Source organism: Halomonas sp. (genome assembly GCF_052095765.1).
Classification (GTDB): domain Bacteria; phylum Pseudomonadota; class Gammaproteobacteria; order Pseudomonadales; family Halomonadaceae; genus Halomonas.
Genome location: NZ_JBQDJZ010000004.1, coordinates 45,015 through 63,318, shown reverse-complemented (window position 1 = coordinate 63,318; position 18,304 = coordinate 45,015). Strand labels below are relative to the sequence as shown.

Genomic DNA, 18,304 nt, shown 5'->3' with positions numbered 1-18,304 from the left:
ATCAGCGTCACACTCATCAACGGCTCGCCCAGAGCATCCAGCAGTGCGCGGGTGATGGCATGATCTGGCACACGCACACCGATGGAACGGCGCTTGGGATGCAGCAGCAGCCGGGGCACCTCGTTGGTAGCGTGCAGTATGAAGGTGTAAGCACCCGGCGTGTGAGCTTTTAGCAGGCGAAAGTCGGTGTTATCCAGCTTGGCGTAGGTGCCGATCTCGGAGAGATCAGAGCACACCAGGGTAAAGTTGTGTTTGTCATCCAGCGCACGCAGCCGCTTGATGCGGTCGACTGCCTTTTTCTCACCCAGCCGACAACCCAGCGCATAGCCGGAATCGGTAGGGTAGGCAATGACGCCACCATTGGTGATGATCTGGATAGCCTGGTCAATCAGGCGCTTTTGGGGGGTTTCCGAGTGGATCTGAAAAAACTGGCTCATGAATTCTCCTGATGATCTGGTAAATGACAGGATCGCAGTACTGTGCCCCTTCCTGCCCAGTAAACTCAATACCTGTTGACTATGTGAGACTTTGTCAGGCCATTCAAACGCAATAACCCTGACGGCTCGGTGGTTCAGTACGATCTGCTCATGGTTCTCCCAGTGAGCCTAGTCTCTCAGCACGCGCTGCAAAAACGGCTGAGGCAAAAACACCAGCAACAGCGAAAACAGCCCTCCGCCGACAACGAAGTATTCTGCGTAACTAACGTCAAAAAGCGCACGACTGACGAAGCCGGAAAGCCACACTTTCATATCAATCAACATTTTGAGGTCCATACTTATAACACTGGGCCAAAGGTTGCGATCACGTTGTTCCAGACGTTCCGATAGAACGGCCAGGCCAACACACTGGATAGTGTGACGTTATTAGAGCGTTCAAGATACTCCAGCTGGCGCATAACAATGGACTGTGTTGTGGCCTCGTCATACAGCAAAATGTTGTTCTCGTAGTTAAGGTCAAAGCTACGCAGATCCAGATTCGTGGAGCCGATCAGGCTTACTTTTCCATCAATAGTCAGAGTCTTGGCATGCAAGAGGCCATCCCTGTACTCATGAATGAAGCAGCCCGCCCCAAGCAGACGGTGATAATAGCTATGACTAACGGCAGCTACGATCCAACTGTCATTTCTGCGCGGATAGATCAGAGTCACGGTGACGCCGCGATGGGCAGCGGCGCACAGCGCTTCCAAAACAGTAGCATCAGGCACGAAATACGGTGTGGACAGGATCAGCTCTTGCTGGGCACTGGCTATCAGGTTGGAAAACAACTGCGGCGTGGCACCCCGACGCTCGGTGGGCCCGACTCCCATGACCTGAGCCGGAAAACCACCGGTTTCCGGCTCAAAGACCAGCTTGAAACGGTCTAGCCGTTCACCAGTCGCCTGCATCCAGTCACTAGCGAACAGCAGCTGGTTCTGCGCTACTACCGGCCCGGTAAAACGCATCATGATGTCTACCCAGGGCGCATATTTTGCCTTGGGCAGAAACTCAGGGTCAGCCGAGTTGCGGCTGCCGCAGTAGGTGATGCGCCCGTCAATCACTGTGATCTTGCGGTGGTTGCGCAGGTCAATCCGGCTCGTCAGGATCACCCAAAGTGGTCTTTTTAGCGGCAGCGCCACCGCCACCTGTACGCCTGCATCACGCATGCGGCGCCACAGCGCCGACTTGATCAGCGCACGCGACCCCAAGCCGTCTGCCATGGCACGACAGGTAACCCCCCGCTGGGCGGCCCGGATCAGAGCTTCTGCCAGGGTTCTGCCGGTGTTGTCTTCAAGCCAGATGTAATAGAGCACATGCACATGGTCGGTGGCGGCATCGATATCCTCGACGATACGCTTAATGCTAGCGCTACCGTCTGCCATCAGCTCGGCGGCGTTTCCAGCCACCGTATGAAAACCGTTGATTGACGACGCGTAGAGAAACGCCTGGCGATAGGCCGGCTCAATTAGCTTTCTGGAGGCACCTTTGCTCCCCATGTAATTCCAGGCGCCGTCAGTAATTTCATCAAAGACTTCATCGTGGCGTTTCTGCGCACGCTTACCGATGTCAATCTCACCAAACAGGAAGTACACCACCACGCCAAAATAGGGCACCACGTTAAGAACAATGAACCACGCCAGCCGCGCCGGAGGAGAAAGATCGTCACGCAGCAGAATTCGGATCGTGAAGACCAGCACCAACAGACCATGAAGAAGAACAACAATTGCCATCTGACTTCCTAGAGTAAAGAGCCCGACACCGAGCACAACATAATGAACAGCACCGGAATAATCCGCACTGAACACCCCTTCCATGGCAGCTAACCTTATCAAGATTCTGGCGCTTCGGGCATCTGCAGCAGCCTGTGGAACGACAGATAACACCCAACAAGTGTCTCTTTTTGCCAACAAGCGGTTATAAATCCTACCCGTTATGATTAAAATGGATTATTCATCGCATTCTTGGGGGCGCTGATTCCTAGCCCACTTCCAGCAAGCCGCATCTGATATACCAATAGTTTCGTGAATTGGCGTCTGATGGAGAAAAATAAAGCGCTTAAAAAAACGACGCCTAAAACTGACGCTAAGGAGTGCAGTGATGTTCAAGAAGATCATGGTACCCGTTGACTTGTCGCATCTCAGCGTAATCGAGCCGTCACTTCAGGCAGCTGCTGACATGGCTGGCTTCTATCAAGCCGAGGTCTGCTACGTCGGCGTAACGGCGGTTACTCCTGGCAGCGTGGCGCGCACGCCTGAAGAGTATGCGAAAAAACTTGAGGTATTTGCTCAGGAGCGTGGCAAGATCCATGGCCAACCGGTCAGTAGCAAGACGATCCAGCGGGTCGACCCTTCCGCTGACCTGGTCGACACCCTGGTCGAGGCGATCGATACCATCAGCGCCGACCTGATCGTGATGCCAACTCATGCGCCCCGAAATCTGGATATCGTGATGCCAGCCAACGGTAGCCAGCTCGCCGCCAAGACGAATGCCTCGGTATTCCTGGTGCGCCCACGGCAATAAGCGCACCAAACAGCAACTGAACACAAGGAACTTCTAGCTTGCTTTTCATCTACAGGGAGAAAACATTGTGACTAACACCCCTCACAATAATGAACCCAGGCCGCCAAACGAAGGCTCTGAGGGCATTCCCGCCCCGGAAGGGGCGGCAAACCTGATCGATACGGACTACGTGATTGGCCAGGACAATATCGCGACCAGTAAATTTGGTGTGCCGGTTGACCTGCATAGCGTGGTATTCAGCGTATCGTCACTGGTTGTTCTGGTATTCGTGATTCTCACGCTTGCACTACAGACCGAAGTCGAACCGCTGTTCAACAACGTGTTCAACTACCTCACCGGCAACCTCAGCTGGGTATTCCTGTTCGGCGGTAACATCTTTGTCTTAGTAGCACTGGGTATCGTGCTGTCACCACTAGGCAAAGTGCGTATCGGCGGTGCCGAGGCAACGCCGGACTTCAGCTACACCGGCTGGTTTGCCATGCTATTCGCAGCGGGTATGGGCATTGGCCTCATGTTCTACGGCGTAGCCGAACCCATGTCGCACTTTGATGCAGCCATGGGCGGAATCAGCGTCGGAGAAGACGGCATACGCACCGACTGGGCACCGCTGGGCGGGGCCGAGGGCAATCAGCAAGGTGCACAGGCGCTGGGCATGGCGGCAACCATATTCCACTGGGGCCTGCATCCCTGGGGTGCCTACGCCATCGTAGGGCTGTCACTGGCCATCTTTGCCTTCAACAAAGGTCTGCCGCTGACCATGCGCTCAATCTTCTACCCGGTGCTGGGTGAGCGCATTTGGGGCTGGCCGGGGCATGTCATCGATGTGCTAGCGGTGTTTGCTACCCTGTTCGGCCTGGCCACCTCGCTGGGGCTGGGTGCCACTCAGGCGGCCTCCGGCCTGAATGAACTCTTTGGCATACCCAATACCGACGCGACCATGGTGCTGCTGATACTGGGCATCACCCTCATAGCGCTGCTGTCTGTCGTTGCGGGGGTAGACAAGGGCGTACAGCGGCTGTCCCAGGTCAACATGGCGCTGGCCTTCCTGCTGCTGTTCTTCGTCATTGCGGTCGGTCCGACGCTGGCTATTGCCACCGGGTTTTTCTCTAACCTGGGCAGCTATGTCACCCACCTGCCGGCACTGGCCAATCCATTTGGGCGTGAAGATGCTAACTTCGTGCAGGGCTGGACAGCCTTCTACTGGGCCTGGTGGATCTCCTGGTCACCCTTTGTCGGCATGTTTATCGCCCGGGTCAGCCGCGGCCGCAGCGTACGCGAGTTCCTGATTGCCGTACTGCTGGTACCTACACTGGTCTCCGTGCTGTGGATGACCGCTTTTGGCGGCACGGCTATCGACCAGTTGATCAGTGACGGTTTCATGGGCACCAAAGAGGCCGCCCTGGACCTGAAACTATTCGCCATGCTGGGTGAGCTACCGCTGTCTTCTATTACTTCCTTTGTGGGTATCATCCTGGTCATGGTGTTTTTCATCACCTCGTCGGACTCCGGCTCGCTGGTGATCGACTCCATCACTGCGGGCGGCAAGGTTGATGCCCCCAAGCCCCAGCGAGTCTTCTGGGCGCTGATCGAGGGCGGCATCGCGATTGCCTTGCTGATCGGTGGTGGTCTGACGGCGCTGCAGGCAGCATCAGTGTCAACTGGTCTGCCCTTCACCCTGGTCCTGCTGGTGGGTTGCTACTCACTGATCAAGGGTCTGATGAGTGAACCAAGAAGCGTCTGACGCTCACACTGAGCGCGGATGAAAAGCCGACGCTAACGAAAAACCCCGCCATGAATAATCATGGCGGGGTTTTTTAACTCCAGACAATCAGTCTGTGAAAGGATTACGCAGCACGATGGTCTCGTTGCGATCCGGTCCAGTGGACACGATATCGATCGGCGTACCGATCTGCTCTTCCAGGAATGCGATATAGGCTCTGGCGTTTTCCGGCAGCTCATCGAGGCTGCGGGCGCCAAGCGTTGACTCACTCCAGCCGGGCATCTCGTGGTAGACCGGCTCAACCTCGCCATAGCCTTCAGCATCTACCGGTGTTTCCAGTACCTTGCCGTCCTTGCAGCGATAGCCCACGCAGACCTGGATGGCATCCATGCCGTCAAGCACATCCAGCTTGGTCAGGCAGATGCCGGAAATCGAGTTGATCTGAACGGCATGGCGCAGTACCACCACATCAAACCAGCCGCAGCGACGCGCCCTGCCGGTAGTAGCGCCAAACTCATGGCCCTTCTCAGCCAGGTGACGGCCATTGTCATCAAATAGCTCGGTAGGGAACGGCCCTGCACCGACGCGCGTGGTGTAGGCCTTAGTGATACCCAGCACATAGTCGAGATACAGCGGCCCAACGCCAGAACCGGTGGCAGTTCCACCAGCGGTGGTGTTGGAGCTGGTCACGAAGGGATAAGTACCGTGGTCGATATCCAGCAACGAGCCCTGGGCACCTTCAAACAGGATGTTCTTGCCGGCCTTGCGCACATCATGTACCAGGCTGACAGTGTCACACACCAAATCGCGCAGCTCGTCGGCCATTCGCATGGCGTCGTCCAGCACCTGCTGGAAGTCTACCGGCTCAACCTTATGGTACTCGGTGAGAACAAAGTTATGGTATTCCAGCACTTCCTTGAGCTTGGCGGCAAAACGCTCGGGATACAGCATGTCGCCAAGACGCAAGCCACGACGCGCTACTTTATCTTCATAGGCCGGGCCGATGCCGCGCCCGGTGGTACCGATTTTGGCCTCACCGCGATCTTTCTCACGCGCCTGATCGAGATAAGCGTGGTAAGGCAGAATCAGCGTACAGGCCGGTGACAGACGCAAACGCTCACGCACCTGCACGCCACGCGCCTCAAGCTTATGAATTTCTTCAAGCAACGCCTCGGGCGACAACACCACGCCATTGCCGATCACGCAGGTCTTGCCCGGCCACAGAATGCCCGATGGAATCAGATGCAAAACGGTTTTTTCACCGTCGATCACCAGCGTATGGCCGGCGTTGTGCCCGCCCTGAAAGCGCACGACGGTATCAGCAGACTCGGTCAGCAGATCAACGACCTTGCCCTTGCCTTCGTCACCCCACTGGGTACCCAGTACGACTACATTCTTGCCCATTGCTTTCGTCTCTCATTGCTGCGCCCGGCTGTAGCCGGCGCGTCGGATGTTGTGGTCAGACGCTCAAGTCTGATCGGCGATAGGCTCAAGAGCTGCTATTTTCCAGCCGCTATCAGCCATTTCCAGCTGGCGACGGCAACCATGTTCAGCAGGGCCGGTACGCTGCCCAGGCAACGCCTGAACGACACGTTCGCCCTGCCCGCGCAAGCGGCTGACCGCGTCAGCCAATCCATCACCGCTGGCCGGTGCCCAGATGGCATCACTGACCGGCGTCTCGCTGGACAGTCCCGCCAGATGCTTGAGATCCATCGAGAAACCCGTGGCCGGACGCGCGCGCCCAAAAGCCCGACCAGTGTCATCATAGCGCCCGCCCTTGACCAGCGCCTGGCCGTAGCCCGGCACATAGGCCGCAAACATCATGCCAGTGTGATATTTGAAGCCGCGCAGCTCCGCCATGTCGAAGAATAGCGCAACCTCAGGAAACTCAGCTTTGACACCGCGATGCAACGCCTGCAGCTGATCCAGCGCGGCCCCAACAGCCTGGGGAGCCTCGGAGAATACCTCGCGGGCTTCATCCAGCACTTCAGGACCACCGTTGAGCTCGCCCAGGGCGCGGAACATGGCGGCAAGCCCCGGATCCTCTACCGCGGCTTTAACCTGGCTAGCCAGCTCACCGGGCGACTTGAGACGCAGCGCCCTGAAGATCGCCTGTTCATCGTCGACACTCAGCTCAGCACTGGCGACCAGGCTGCGATAGATACCGATATGGCCGATGGCCAGGTGAATCTCGTCAGCACCGGCAACATCAAGACTGGCAAGGGCCAGACGCAGAATTTCCAGGTCAGCATCAATGCCGGCATGACCGAATAGTTCCAGACCGACCTGAACCGGACTGCGGCTACCCTGGGGGTGATCCGGCTTGGCGCGCAGCACATTGGTACAGTAGCACAGCCGCGCCGGCCCCTGGCGCTTGAGCGAATGGGCATCCATACGCGCTACCTGGGGGGTAACGTCGGCGCTAGCACCCATCATCCGGCCGGTCAGCTGGTCGGTCAGCTTGATGGTCTGCAAATCCAGCTCACTGCCGGGGCCGGTTAGCAAGGAGTCAAGAAACTCCACCGAGGGCGGCATGACCTGGTCATAGCCCCAGCGGTCATACAGATCAAGCAAGTTACGCCGTAGCTTCTCCATGCGCCCGGCCTGAGGCGGCAGCACTTCGTCGATGCCGTCGGGCAGCAGCCAGCGGTCAGCGATGGTCATGTGATTCTTCCTGCAAGACAGTTGAATGGCCTGTGACACAACGTCTGATGCAACATGGCGCAATGAGCGGACCGGAATGCCAAAAACGCTGCAAGCACGGACGCGCCGCCAGGATCACAAAGGTGGCCACAAAAAAACCGGGCGCGCCCGGTGTGATTCACGCCAAGTCTATCATATCTGACCGAGCGTTGAAGCTTCCGGACCGGCGACGGATCACTCGGCCCGGAAGCGTTTTACTGCCGACGCTTACTGCCTACCAGTGGGCTGCTTCAGGAACTGGAAGAAGTCACTGGACGGGTCCAGCACCAGCAGGTCGCTATCACCGGTGAAACTCTGGCGATAGGCTTCCATGCTGCGCCAGAAGGTATAGAACTCCTCATCCTGGCCATAGGCCTCGGCATAGATACTTGCCGCCTCAGCATCCCCTTCACCACGCAGGGTTTCAGCCCGCTCGGTGGCCTGTGCCAACAGCACCTGGCGGCGACGATCGGCGTTGGCCTGGATACGCTCGGATTCTTCCTGACCCTGGGCGCGCCATTCACGAGCCTCCCGCTCACGCTCGGAGCGCATCCGGTCATACACCGCGCTGGACACGTCTTCAGGCAGATCGATCCGCTTGACGCGGATATCAAGAATTGCCACACCCAGCTCTTCGCGCATCAGCCGGTTGAGCTCTTCGGTGGGCCCGGTCATCAGATCATCGCGCCTTTCAGAAATGATCTGCTGCAGGTTCAGTCGGCCAAACTCGTTACGCAGGCTTTCATCGACACGCGGCTCGATCAAGCGCACCGCCTGCAGCTCATCGCCTGCGGTCGCTTCGTAGTAACGGGTCGGGTTGATGACCTGCCACTGTACGTAGGAGTCGACCACCACGGCTTTTTGCTCCAGGGTCAGATAGCGACTGGCCTGGGTATCCAGCGTCAGAACCCGAGTATCAAACTTGCGGATAGTCTGGGTAATCGGCACTTTGGCGTGCAACCCTGGCTGGATATCCTCTTCGATAACCTCACCAAAGCGCAGTTTGACAGCGCGCTCGGTGGCATCAACGACATACAGCGAATTGCTGGCCACCCAGGCTATCGCGGCGATGCCGCCGACGATCAGCAAGGAACGGTTATTGATCATCGTTAACGACCCTCCCGGCGAATACCGCTGGTAGCGCTGTTTCTGTTATTGCCAGAGCTGCTGTCGCTGCTGGATGAACTATTGGGTGAGCTGCTCATGCCCGGATCCGCTGCTGCGTCACCCTGGCTGGACAGACTGCCCTCACTGCCAGCCCTGCCTCCACCCAACGTGGATGTCAGCCGTTCCAGCGGCAGCACCATCAATGGACTCTGCTCACTGACATCGATCAGCATCTTAGCATTGTTGCCATACACCTCTGACAGCGTATCGAGATACAGACGCTGGCGCAGGATCTCAGGCGCCAACTGGTACTCAGCCAGCAGCGCGCCAAAGCGGTTGGCCTGACCACGCGACTCGGCAACCACTGACTCACGATACCCCTGCCCCTGCTCGATCAGACGCTGGGCCTGGCCCTGGGCCTTGGGAATAATGGCGTTGGCATAGGCCATCGCTTGGTTGATCGTGCGCTGGCGATCCTCGCGAGCACGAATAACGTCATCAAAGGCATCGCGCACAGCATCCGGCGGCGATGTCGACTCGACGTTGATCGTCTGCAGGCGAATACCGGCACCATAGCTGTCCAGATAGGACTGCAACCGGCTGAAGACCGCGCTACCGAGGATTTCACGGCCAGAAGTCAGGATATCGATCATATCGGTACCACCAACCACATGGCGCAGCGCCGAATCCAGCGCATTTTCCATCGATAGTGCCGGATCCCGCACATTAAGTACGAAGTCCTTGGGATTGGCGACCTGATACTGAGCGGAGATTTCCACCGACACAATATTTTCGTCCTGGGTCAGCATCGCCTGGGTCTGCTGCAGCGAACGTACGCGGGTCACGTTGACCATGCGTACTTCGTCGATCAGCGGCGGGTTCCAGTGCAGGCCTGGGGTGACAACTTCCTGGAACTTGCCAAAACGCAGCACCACGCCACGCTCCGCCTGGTCCACCAGGTAGAAGCCCGATGCGGCCCAGACAGCGAGCGCCACAATGAGCAGCAGTCCCGGTAGGGTAAAGGGGCTACGCGACAACTTACCGCCGCCACCGCCACCTTTATTATTGTCGCCGTTACCGCCGCCTTTATTGCCACTGCCCTTTTTACGACCGCCCAGCATGCTGTTGAGCTTGTCCTGAAATTTCTTCAGGGCTTCGTCGAGGTCTGGCGGCCCCTGGTTATTCTTGTCTCCACCACCGCCACTGCCACCGCGGCGTCCGCCACCACCCCATGGGTCGTGCTGGTTGCCGCCTCCCGGCTCATTCCAGGCCATAAATCCTTCTCCGCTAGATGTTTCATTCTGCCCACTGCCATGACCGTGAGCAGGTGTCAATTGCAATTATTGCATGATCTTTCACAGCCTGAGCCCCTACCAGAGCGCAATCCCACAGGGCTGTCAAAAAACACTGTCAAACAATTCTGTCAAACAACTCTGCCAAACCATGCTGTCCGGGAGCGTCATTCTTCCCAGTCTTCGCTGTCATCCAATGATTCAGGCAGGTAGTCCCTGGCACGTTCATCAAGTCGCGCCATCAACTGATTGAACTCCCGCCGCGGCAAGCGTACCTGAAGCCGGGTCTTGCCTTCATCATCAAAGGTCTCTTCGCGCACTGCCCCCAGCTCATGCAGACCGGCCCGTAGCCGTCCCTGCTCGGGCGCCAGGGTCATCACCATGTCGATGATATCTTCCGCCAGGCAGTCCCTCAGCGCCTCATGGAAGAGATCAATCCCGCGGCCATCCTGAGCCGACAGCCAGACGGCAGTCGGTATGCCCTGGTCATCCCGCTCAATACGCGGCGAGCTGTCCAGCAGGTCGATCTTGTTCATCACCTGAAGCACCGGCACCTTGTCAGCACCGATTTCTGCCAGCACATTATCGACCTGCTCAATATTGAGGTCGCGATCAGGGTCAGCAGCGTCAATTACATGCACCAGCAAGCTGGCTTCGGCAGCCTCCTGCAAAGTGGCCCGAAACGCCTCAACCAACTTGTGCGGCAAATGGCGGATAAACCCCACCGTATCGGCCAGCACCACCGCCCCCACATCCTCGACCTCAAGCCGCCTAAGGGTCGGATCAAGGGTCGCGAACAGCTGGTCGGCAGTGTACACATCCGATTCGGTAACGGCGTTGAACAGCGTCGACTTTCCCGCGTTGGTATAGCCTACCAGAGACACGCTGGGCACCTCAGCCCGCTCACGGGCACGCCGGTTCTGATCGCGCTGACGGCGCACCTTATCCAACCGCTTATGAATCGCCTTGATCCGGGCACGCAGTAGCCGGCGGTCTGTTTCGAGCTGGGTCTCGCCCGGGCCGCGCAGGCCAATACCACCTGCCTGACGTTCCAAGTGGGTCCAGCCACGAATCAGCCGTGTGGACATGTACTCCAGCTGGGCCAGCTCAACCTGCAGCTTGCCCTCATGGGTACGCGCCCGCTGGGCGAAGATATCAAGAATCAGCCCTGTGCGATCAAGCACCCGGCACTTGAGTGACTTCTCCACGTTGCGCTCCTGGGACGGGCTCAGAGCGTGGTTAAAAATCACCAGCTCAGCCTCATGCACCTGCAGTGCCTCGCGAAGCTCCTCAAGCTTTCCGGTACCAATAAAAAAGCGCGAATCCGGGCGGTTCCGGCTTCCGGTCAACAGAGTAGCCGGCTCGGCTCCTGCCGAGCGCACCAGCTCCAGAAACTCATGAGAGTCTTCACGTTCATTCTCGTCCTGAAAGTCGATATGGACGAGAACTGCCGTTTCCCCGGCGTCGGGTCGCTCAAAAAACAATCAGTACCTCACGCTTAGTCGTCCTGCCCTGGTGCATCAGGCGCCGGCAGGCGCACATTGCGCGACGGCACCACGGTAGAGATGGCGTGCTTATAAACCATCTGGCTGACCGTATTACGCAACAGGATGACGAACTGGTCAAACGACTCGATCTGGCCCTGAAGTTTGATGCCATTAACCAGAAAAATGGATACCGGAATACGTTCCTTACGCAGGATGTTCAGGTACGGGTCTTGAAGGGACTGCCCTTTTGACATTGTTCTCTCCCTGAGAGGCTCTGGGTTAATTAAGTTGCCAATGCTGGCCCTGCAAGACACAACTGTCCATCAGGGCAAATCATATGCCGCGTCAAATCCGGCATTTTACGCTAACTGCTGTGCTTGCGCACAAGTTTCGCCACCTGCTGCCGGGGGTCGGCCCCGGTGGGATCAACCCAGACCAGGTTTGGCCAGCTTCTCATCCAGGTCAACTGGCGTTTGGCCAGCTGTCGCGTGGCCGCTAAGGTGCGCTGACGAAACGTGTCCTTGTCGGTATCTCCATCCAGATACTGCCACGCCTGCCGGTAACCGACGCTTTTCATAGAGGGCAGGCCCGAGTGCAGATCGCTGCGACCTTTCAGCGCAGCCACCTCCTCCAGCAACCCGGCCTCCAGCATGCTGTCGAAGCGCTGGGCAATCCGCCGGTGCAGCAACCCACGGTCTGCCGGGGCAAGGCCGATGACCAACACCCGCCAGGGAAATTTTTCTGCCTGCTGCTCCTGCCAAAGCTCCGTCAAGGTACGACCGCTATGTCGGTAGACCTCCAACGCCCTCATCAGCCGCTGGGGATCGTTGGGGTGAATGCGCTGCGCAGATACTGGGTCGACGCGGGCAAGCTCTTCATGCAGCACCGTCAGACCATGCTGTTCAGCCTGAGCCTCAAGCTCAGCGCGCAGCTCAGGCTGGGCCTCGGGCAGATTGGCCACGCCCTGCTGCAGGCGGTTGAAATACAACATGGTGCCGCCCACCAGCAGCGGCAAGCTACCTGCTTCACTGATCGCGCACATTTCGCGCCGCGCATCCTGACGAAACTCGGCGGCCGAATATGGCTCGGCCGGATCGCGAATATCGACCAGCCGGTGCGGTGCCCGGGCCAACTCATCGGCACTGGGCTTGGCACTACCGATATCCATGCCGCGATAGACCATCGCCGAATCAACACTGATCAAATCGGCACCCAGCAGCTCATGCAGCGCAATGGCCAGACCGGTCTTACCGGCTGCCGTTGGGCCCATCAAAAAAATCGCCGCCGGGCGAGAGTCACTCATTGGCACGCCATAGGTAATTGATCGCTGACTGCCCTCTTGCTGTCTGCCGAACTGGCCGCGCAGCTGTTGCCTTTTTAGCCATGCACTCTTGGCTATTGTCCACGTAAAAACAGTCGATCCAGCTCTTTCATGCTCATTTCGGTCCAGGTCGGGCGACCGTGGTTACACTGTCCGCTACGCTCGGTGCGCTCCATGTCACGCAACAGGGCGTTCATCTCACCAATGCTGAGCTGGCGATTGGCGCGCACACTACCGTGACAGGCCATGTTCCCAAGCAGTTCGTTGATGTGCGCCTCAAGGCGATCAGAGCGGCCATAACGCTCCAGATCACCCAGCATGTCGCGAATCAGCGGCTCTACGTCGGCATCGGCCAGCAGCACCGGAAGCTGTCTTACTAACAGTGTCTCGGGGCCGGCGACGTCAATTTCAACACCCAGGCGCGAAAATGCCTCGCGTTCAGCCTCAGCAGTGGCCACCTCGGCGGCACTGGCCGCCATAGAAACCGGCACCAGCAGCGGCTGGGCATCCAGCTCACCGCTGTGCACCTGCTGTTTCATGCGCTCATAGACAATGCGCTCATGGGCGGCGTGCATGTCTACCACCACCAGACCGCGCTCGGTCTGGGACAGAATGAAAACACCGTGCAGTTGAGCAATCGCATAACCCAGTGGCGGCGCCCGGGTGGCGTCGTCTTCGGGCAATGGTGGACGCTGTGTAAACGTCGTTGGCGGATTACGCTCAGCCCGCGCAACCCCGGCCGCCGCACCGCCAGCGCCTGGCGCACCGGGCTGAGGGGTGAGCAGGCTCTCTTCGTGATCGGGATGCAGCTGCCGATAACCGTCCATGAAGGCGCGCACGCGGTCAGGCGTCACGCGCTCACGCTGATCGTCACGCTGATGCAGCGCCATAGCCTGCTGCTGCCAGTTCAGGCCCATGGGGCGCTCGGCTACGTTGCCACCCGCCGCTTGCGACCCAGCATCAGGCTGGCCAGGGTGTGCGCTGGTGTCTTCGATGGCCTGCTCTGCCCCATAGCTAGAGCCATCGCCCGGGCGCGCCTGGGCCAGCGCGCGATGCAAGCTGGAAAACAGGAAGTCATGCACCAGTCGTCCATCGCGGAAGCGCACCTCGTGCTTGGTAGGGTGCACGTTGACATCCACCACCAGCGGATCGACGTCCAGATGCAGCACAAACACTGGATGGCGGCCACCAAACAGCACATCGCGATAGGCCTGGCGAATGGCATGGGCCACCAGTCGGTCACGCACCACCCGACCATTGACGAAAAAATACTGCTGGTCGGCCTGGGCGCGGGAATGGGTAGGCAGTCCGACCCAGCCCCACAGTCTCAGCCCACCAGCTTCCAGGTCCAAATGCAGGGCGTTTTCCAGAAAGGTCTTACCCAGCAGTGCTTGCAGCCGCTGCTCATGGCCCAGCTGGTCGTCACTGGCACGCAGCTGGTGGACAACTTTCTGATTGTGCCGCAGCGCCCAGCCAATATCTGGACGCGACAACGCTTGGCGGCGAAAAGCCTCTTCCGCATGGCTGTATTCAGTCTTTTCTGTGCGCAGAAACTTGCGCCGTGCCGGGGTGTTGAAAAACAGGTCACGCACCAGCACCGAGGTACCGCGGGGATGTGGTGATGGCGAAACCCGGGGTTCCATCTGGCGCCCTTCCACCACTACACGCCAGCCCTGGGCGGGATCCTCACTGGTGTTGGAGACCAGCTCCAGACGTGATACCGAGCTGATTGAGGCCAGCGCCTCACCGCGAAACCCCAGGCTCGCCACACCTTCAAGATCGTCAAGTGAAGCAATCTTGCTGGTAGCATGACGGGCCAGCGCCAGCGGCAGATCTTGCTGGATGATGCCGCTGCCGTTGTCGCGCACCCGAATCAGGCGAGCGCCACCCGACTCAAGCTCAACCTCGATGCGCGTCGCACCGGCGTCGATGGCGTTCTCGAGCAGCTCCTTGACCACCGCCGAAGGCCGTTCGACCACTTCACCCGCAGCAATCTGGTTGGCCAGGCGCGGGGCAAGGGTATGTATATGCCGACTGTCCGTCATGTCACTCCACGTGAGCTGAAAGCTGCTCGCTTAAGAACCCGGTATCCGCAACACCTGGCCGACGCGAATCACATCGCCATTGAGTTCATTGGCTTGGCGGATCTGCGATACCGAGACTGAATGGCGGGCGGCAATTTCTGACAGCGTATCGCCTGGCTGAATTCGGTATTCTCCCGAACCGGTACCACGGCCCTGATCACGCTGCCAGGCCAGCAGGCTCGACGGCGGTGGATTACGCTGAAAATGCGCACGTACGCCATCAAATACCGCGGCCATCATGCGCTGCTGATAGTTGCCATCGCGCAGCTGACGCTCTTCCTGCGGGTTGGAAATGAACCCAGTCTCTACCAGCAACGAAGGAATGTCCGGCGACTTGAGCACCACAAAGCCGGCCTGCTCAACCCGCGGCTTGTGTAGGTCGTTGACCCGCCCCATGCGCTCCAGCACCTGTCCACCGATGGTCAGTGAGTCATTAAGAGTGGCGGTCATGGTCAGGTCAAGCAGTACGCCGCGTAACACCTCGTCCTTATCGCGCAGAGACAGGTTACCATCCACACCGCCGATCAAGTCAGAGCGGTTTTCCGAGGCAGCCAGCCACTGGGCGGTTTCCGAGGTCGCGCCACGCTGCGACAGGGCATACACCGAGCTGCCATGAGGCCGCGGGCTGTCAAAGGCATCGGCATGAATCGAGATGAAGAAGTCGGCCTTCTGGTCCCGGGCAATATGGGTACGTTGACGCAACCCGACGTAATAGTCGCTATCGCGGATCATTACCGCCTTGAAGCCCTGAGTTCCATCCACTAGACGCTGCAGATGCTTGGCCATCTGCAGTACAACATCTTTTTCATACGTACCACTGGGACCAATTGCGCCAGGGTCTTCGCCACCGTGCCCTGCATCAATAGCAATGATAATGTCACGGCGCGGATGCGGCTTAGCGGCCTTGGTCGCTTGAACGGTCGGCGTTGAGCTGCTCCCTTCAATACTAGCTTCTGCCTGCGCCCGCACCGCAGCAATCTCTTGCTCTCGAACCAGCGCTTCAATCGGGTCGATAGGGTCTGTCACCGCACTTTCGCCCGGGTACTCTAAGTCAACCACCAACCGATGCCCGTATTGCTCGTTAGGCGGCAAGATGAAGTGGCGCGGCCTGACCTCCCGCGACAGTTCCAATACCACACGCAGGTCAGTACCTTGACGCACACCTGAACGCAGCGCCGAAATAGCACTGCCGCTCAGGTCGAGTTTGCCCGGATCGGCCTCCATGCTGGAGTTACCCAGGTCAATGACCATTCTGCTGGGGTTATCCAACCTGAACACCTCAGCCGAGGTCGGCGAGGTGAGATCAAACACCAGCCGGGAGTGGTCAGGAGCCGCCCATAGCCTGATGTTTTCGACGTTTCCCGCCAGCACCATGCTCGAAGCAGCCAACACCAGCACCGCCAGTGCCAGCACGCCAACCCTCAGGCGCCCGCAGCGCGACACTCGCTTCATGGTGCACAGGCTCCCGTAGTGTCTATGGAATGAGTGGCGGGCCCGGCGCAGTCGGTTTCAAGCCTTGCCAGCACCTGCCGACCATGATCGCTGAGCGCGCTCAAGGTAATACGGCGCCCCCGGTCGCAGTGCTCCAGGAGCGCCACGAGATCAGGCTCAGGCAGCCAGCCATCACCGCGGGCCGGCCATTCGATGATGCTCAGGCTGTCGTCCGTCAGCAGATCGCGCCCGCCAATGAACTCCAGCTCTTCAGGATCGCTAATGCGATACAAGTCGAAGTGATATACGCGAACGCCATCGAGCTCGTAGGGCTCCACCAGCGTATAGGTCGGGCTTTTAACCGCGCCCAGATGCCCATAGGCACGCAGGATCCCGCGAGCCAGGGTGGTTTTTCCAGCCCCCAGCTCACCTTCAAGATGCAGCCTTCCTCGCCCTGCCAGCGCCTGCCCCAGGCATTTGCCAAAGGCTACCTGCTGGTCTTCATTTTCCAGTTGCCGCTGCATCATCTTTCATGCCTACTTTTTTCATGCCTACTTTCGCGCCTGCTCTTAAGAGCAGTTATGAACAGTTGTGGACAGTGTCGGGTTGATCAGAATTCGCGCACAGGATGCCAGATCACTGGCCAGCAAGCCACGCTCTCCGGCTTGTGATGCGGCACTATCTGCAGCCTGTGCATGCACCATGACCGCAGCCCGGGCAGCAAGTTCCAAACCAAGCCCTTGACTTACCAGCGCACCCAGCATGCCCGATAGCACATCCCCCATGCCGCCACTGGCCATTCCCGGGTTGCCGTAGGGACAAACCGCCAGCCCGGCTGGGCCAGCAACCAAACTCCCCGCTCCCTTGAGCACAGCGACGCCACCAAAACGCTGACGCAGCGCCTGGGCAGCCCCGGGCCGGTCAGTCTCAACCTCAGCCACGCTGATATCCAACAGCCGAGCGGCCTCACCAGGATGCGGGGTGAGTATCCAACCGTCGCGCCGCATGGCAGAGAAACGCCCGGCCAGCAGGTTCAAGCCGTCGGCATCCAACACCAGCGGACCAGAGAACGCCAGCACCCGTTGCAGCATGGCCTGCCCCCAGCTGCCCTGCCCCAGGCCCGGACCGACAACCAGCACATCGGCCTGTTGCATCAGTGCCTCGATCTGCGCCGGACTTGTAACGCCATGCACCATAACTTCGGGGCAGCGCACCAGGCTGGCCGTCACATGCTCAGGCGCAGTGGCTAGACTGATACGTCCTGCGCCCAGCCGCGCACAACTCTCGGCGGCTAACAGCGCCGCGCCACCAAATCCCGGCGCGCCACCGACAATCAGCACATGCCCCATATCGCCCTTATGGGCATCACGCTCCCGGGGCGGCAGTACTTCACCAATCAGCGAGTGATTCAGCAGCCACGCTGCCGGCAGCATGCCATGGGCCAGCTCGGGTGCCAGCTCAGGCGCTGCATCAAGCGGGTGAAAATACAGTTTGCCAGTGCGGGCTGGCCCCTTGCCGGTATGCAGGCCCAACTTGTCGCCAATAAACGTCACGGTCAGGGTGGCGCGTACCGCACAGCCCAGTTCAGCCCCACTGTCCGCCGCCAGCCCCGAGGGAATATCAATCGCCAGGACCGGGCGCGCGTTCCGCCGTGCACTATGGTTGAGCGCCTCAATGGCTTCGGCAACCTCGCCGCGCACGGGCCCGGCCAGACCGGTGCCGAGCATGGCATCCACCAGTACCTCGCCGGAAAACTCAAGCTCACGGGACCAAGCCACGCTATCAACGCCTGCCGCTGTTGCCATCTCGGCGGCCTTCTGCGCGTCACCGCTCAAGCGCTCCAGCGGCGTAAGCAGTATGCGCTGCACCATCACGCCTTCTGCGGCCGCCATGGCCGCCAGCACATGCCCATCACCGCCATTATTGCCGCCGCCGCATAGTACGCTGATCGAACGCACCCCGGGCCAGGTCTGCCTGAGCCGCTGCCAGGCGGCTGCCGCAGCGCGTTGCATCAGCGCAAACCCTGCAATGCCCGACGCAATGGTCCGCCGGTCTAGCTCGCGCACCTGCTCGGCGCGATACAGCGGTCGGCCGCTTTTCAGCGCGTCTCCGCTGGCGTCTGCTTGCGTCATGTGCTGTTTCCCTCCTCGTGATGCTTTACCATACAGGCTACAACCCAACGCC

Annotated in this window: 16 protein-coding genes; 2 read left to right on the top strand and 14 right to left on the bottom strand. The window is 59.2% G+C overall.

Annotation, left to right across the window (positions count from 1 at the left end; genetic code table 11):
- The 3 genes from ACTH3D_RS01415 to cls form a co-directional block, all read right to left on the bottom strand.
- Positions 1–437, bottom strand: a 437-nt coding sequence (locus ACTH3D_RS01415; protein WP_441664498.1) for an L-threonylcarbamoyladenylate synthase, incomplete at its 3' end; no start/stop codon positions are given.
- Between the two features lie 168 nt (positions 438–605).
- The gene (locus ACTH3D_RS01410) at positions 606–761 is read right to left on the bottom strand and encodes a hypothetical protein (RefSeq protein WP_441664496.1); all 156 of its coding nucleotides are present in this window, start codon (positions 759–761) and stop codon (positions 606–608) included.
- A 14-nt stretch (positions 762–775) separates the two neighbouring features.
- On the bottom strand, positions 776–2,290 hold the full coding sequence (gene cls, locus ACTH3D_RS01405; RefSeq protein ID WP_441664494.1) for a cardiolipin synthase: 1,515 nt from the start codon (positions 2,288–2,290) through the stop codon (positions 776–778).
- 283 nt (positions 2,291–2,573) lie between these two features.
- On the opposite strand from cls, the gene ACTH3D_RS01400 reads away from it, so the two are divergent.
- A complete protein-coding gene (locus ACTH3D_RS01400; protein ID WP_441664492.1) occupies positions 2,574–2,996 on the top strand; it encodes a universal stress protein in 423 nt (140 codons plus the stop codon).
- A gap of 67 nt (positions 2,997–3,063) precedes the next feature.
- Complete coding sequence (locus tag ACTH3D_RS01395) at positions 3,064–4,737, top strand: BCCT family transporter (RefSeq protein ID WP_441664490.1); 1,674 nt, start codon at positions 3,064–3,066, stop codon at positions 4,735–4,737.
- An 87-nt stretch (positions 4,738–4,824) separates the two neighbouring features.
- Here ACTH3D_RS01395 and ACTH3D_RS01390 read toward each other — a convergent pair whose 3' ends face one another.
- From ACTH3D_RS01390 to ACTH3D_RS01340, 11 genes are all read right to left on the bottom strand, one after another.
- A complete protein-coding gene (locus ACTH3D_RS01390) occupies positions 4,825–6,120 on the bottom strand; it encodes an adenylosuccinate synthase (protein ID WP_441664488.1) in 1,296 nt (431 codons plus the stop codon).
- A gap of 63 nt (positions 6,121–6,183) precedes the next feature.
- Positions 6,184–7,380: an ATP phosphoribosyltransferase regulatory subunit gene (locus ACTH3D_RS01385; protein ID WP_441664486.1), complete on the bottom strand. Its 1,197-nt coding sequence runs from the start codon at positions 7,378–7,380 to the stop codon at positions 6,184–6,186.
- A gap of 246 nt (positions 7,381–7,626) precedes the next feature.
- Positions 7,627–8,505: a protease modulator HflC gene (hflC, locus tag ACTH3D_RS01380; protein ID WP_441664484.1), complete on the bottom strand. Its 879-nt coding sequence runs from the start codon at positions 8,503–8,505 to the stop codon at positions 7,627–7,629.
- Between the two features lie 2 nt (positions 8,506–8,507).
- Positions 8,508–9,779: an FtsH protease activity modulator HflK gene (gene hflK / locus ACTH3D_RS01375; protein WP_441664482.1), complete on the bottom strand. Its 1,272-nt coding sequence runs from the start codon at positions 9,777–9,779 to the stop codon at positions 8,508–8,510.
- A 185-nt stretch (positions 9,780–9,964) separates the two neighbouring features.
- On the bottom strand, positions 9,965–11,281 hold the full coding sequence (hflX, locus tag ACTH3D_RS01370; RefSeq protein ID WP_441664480.1) for a ribosome rescue GTPase HflX: 1,317 nt from the start codon (positions 11,279–11,281) through the stop codon (positions 9,965–9,967).
- A 14-nt stretch (positions 11,282–11,295) separates the two neighbouring features.
- Positions 11,296–11,538 (bottom strand): RNA chaperone Hfq, encoded by a 243-nt coding sequence (gene hfq / locus ACTH3D_RS01365; protein WP_441664478.1) that lies wholly within the window; start codon positions 11,536–11,538, stop codon positions 11,296–11,298.
- A 110-nt stretch (positions 11,539–11,648) separates the two neighbouring features.
- On the bottom strand, positions 11,649–12,587 hold the full coding sequence (miaA, locus tag ACTH3D_RS01360) for a tRNA (adenosine(37)-N6)-dimethylallyltransferase MiaA (protein ID WP_441664476.1): 939 nt from the start codon (positions 12,585–12,587) through the stop codon (positions 11,649–11,651).
- Between the two features lie 92 nt (positions 12,588–12,679).
- Positions 12,680–14,650, bottom strand: a complete 1,971-nt coding sequence (gene mutL, locus ACTH3D_RS01355) for a DNA mismatch repair endonuclease MutL (protein WP_441664474.1) — start codon at positions 14,648–14,650, stop codon at positions 12,680–12,682.
- A 30-nt stretch (positions 14,651–14,680) separates the two neighbouring features.
- Positions 14,681–16,141 carry an N-acetylmuramoyl-L-alanine amidase gene (locus ACTH3D_RS01350; RefSeq protein ID WP_441664472.1) on the bottom strand — a complete coding sequence of 487 codons (1,461 nt, stop codon included), beginning with the start codon at positions 16,139–16,141 and terminating at the stop codon, positions 14,681–14,683.
- Positions 16,138–16,644, bottom strand: a complete 507-nt coding sequence (gene tsaE, locus ACTH3D_RS01345; RefSeq protein ID WP_441664500.1) for a tRNA (adenosine(37)-N6)-threonylcarbamoyltransferase complex ATPase subunit type 1 TsaE — start codon at positions 16,642–16,644, stop codon at positions 16,138–16,140. Before tsaE ends, ACTH3D_RS01350 begins: the two co-directional genes overlap by 4 nt.
- Positions 16,645–16,689: 45 nt before the next feature.
- Positions 16,690–18,252: an NAD(P)H-hydrate dehydratase gene (locus ACTH3D_RS01340; RefSeq protein ID WP_441664470.1), complete on the bottom strand. Its 1,563-nt coding sequence runs from the start codon at positions 18,250–18,252 to the stop codon at positions 16,690–16,692.
- Positions 18,253–18,304 lie beyond the last annotated feature (52 nt).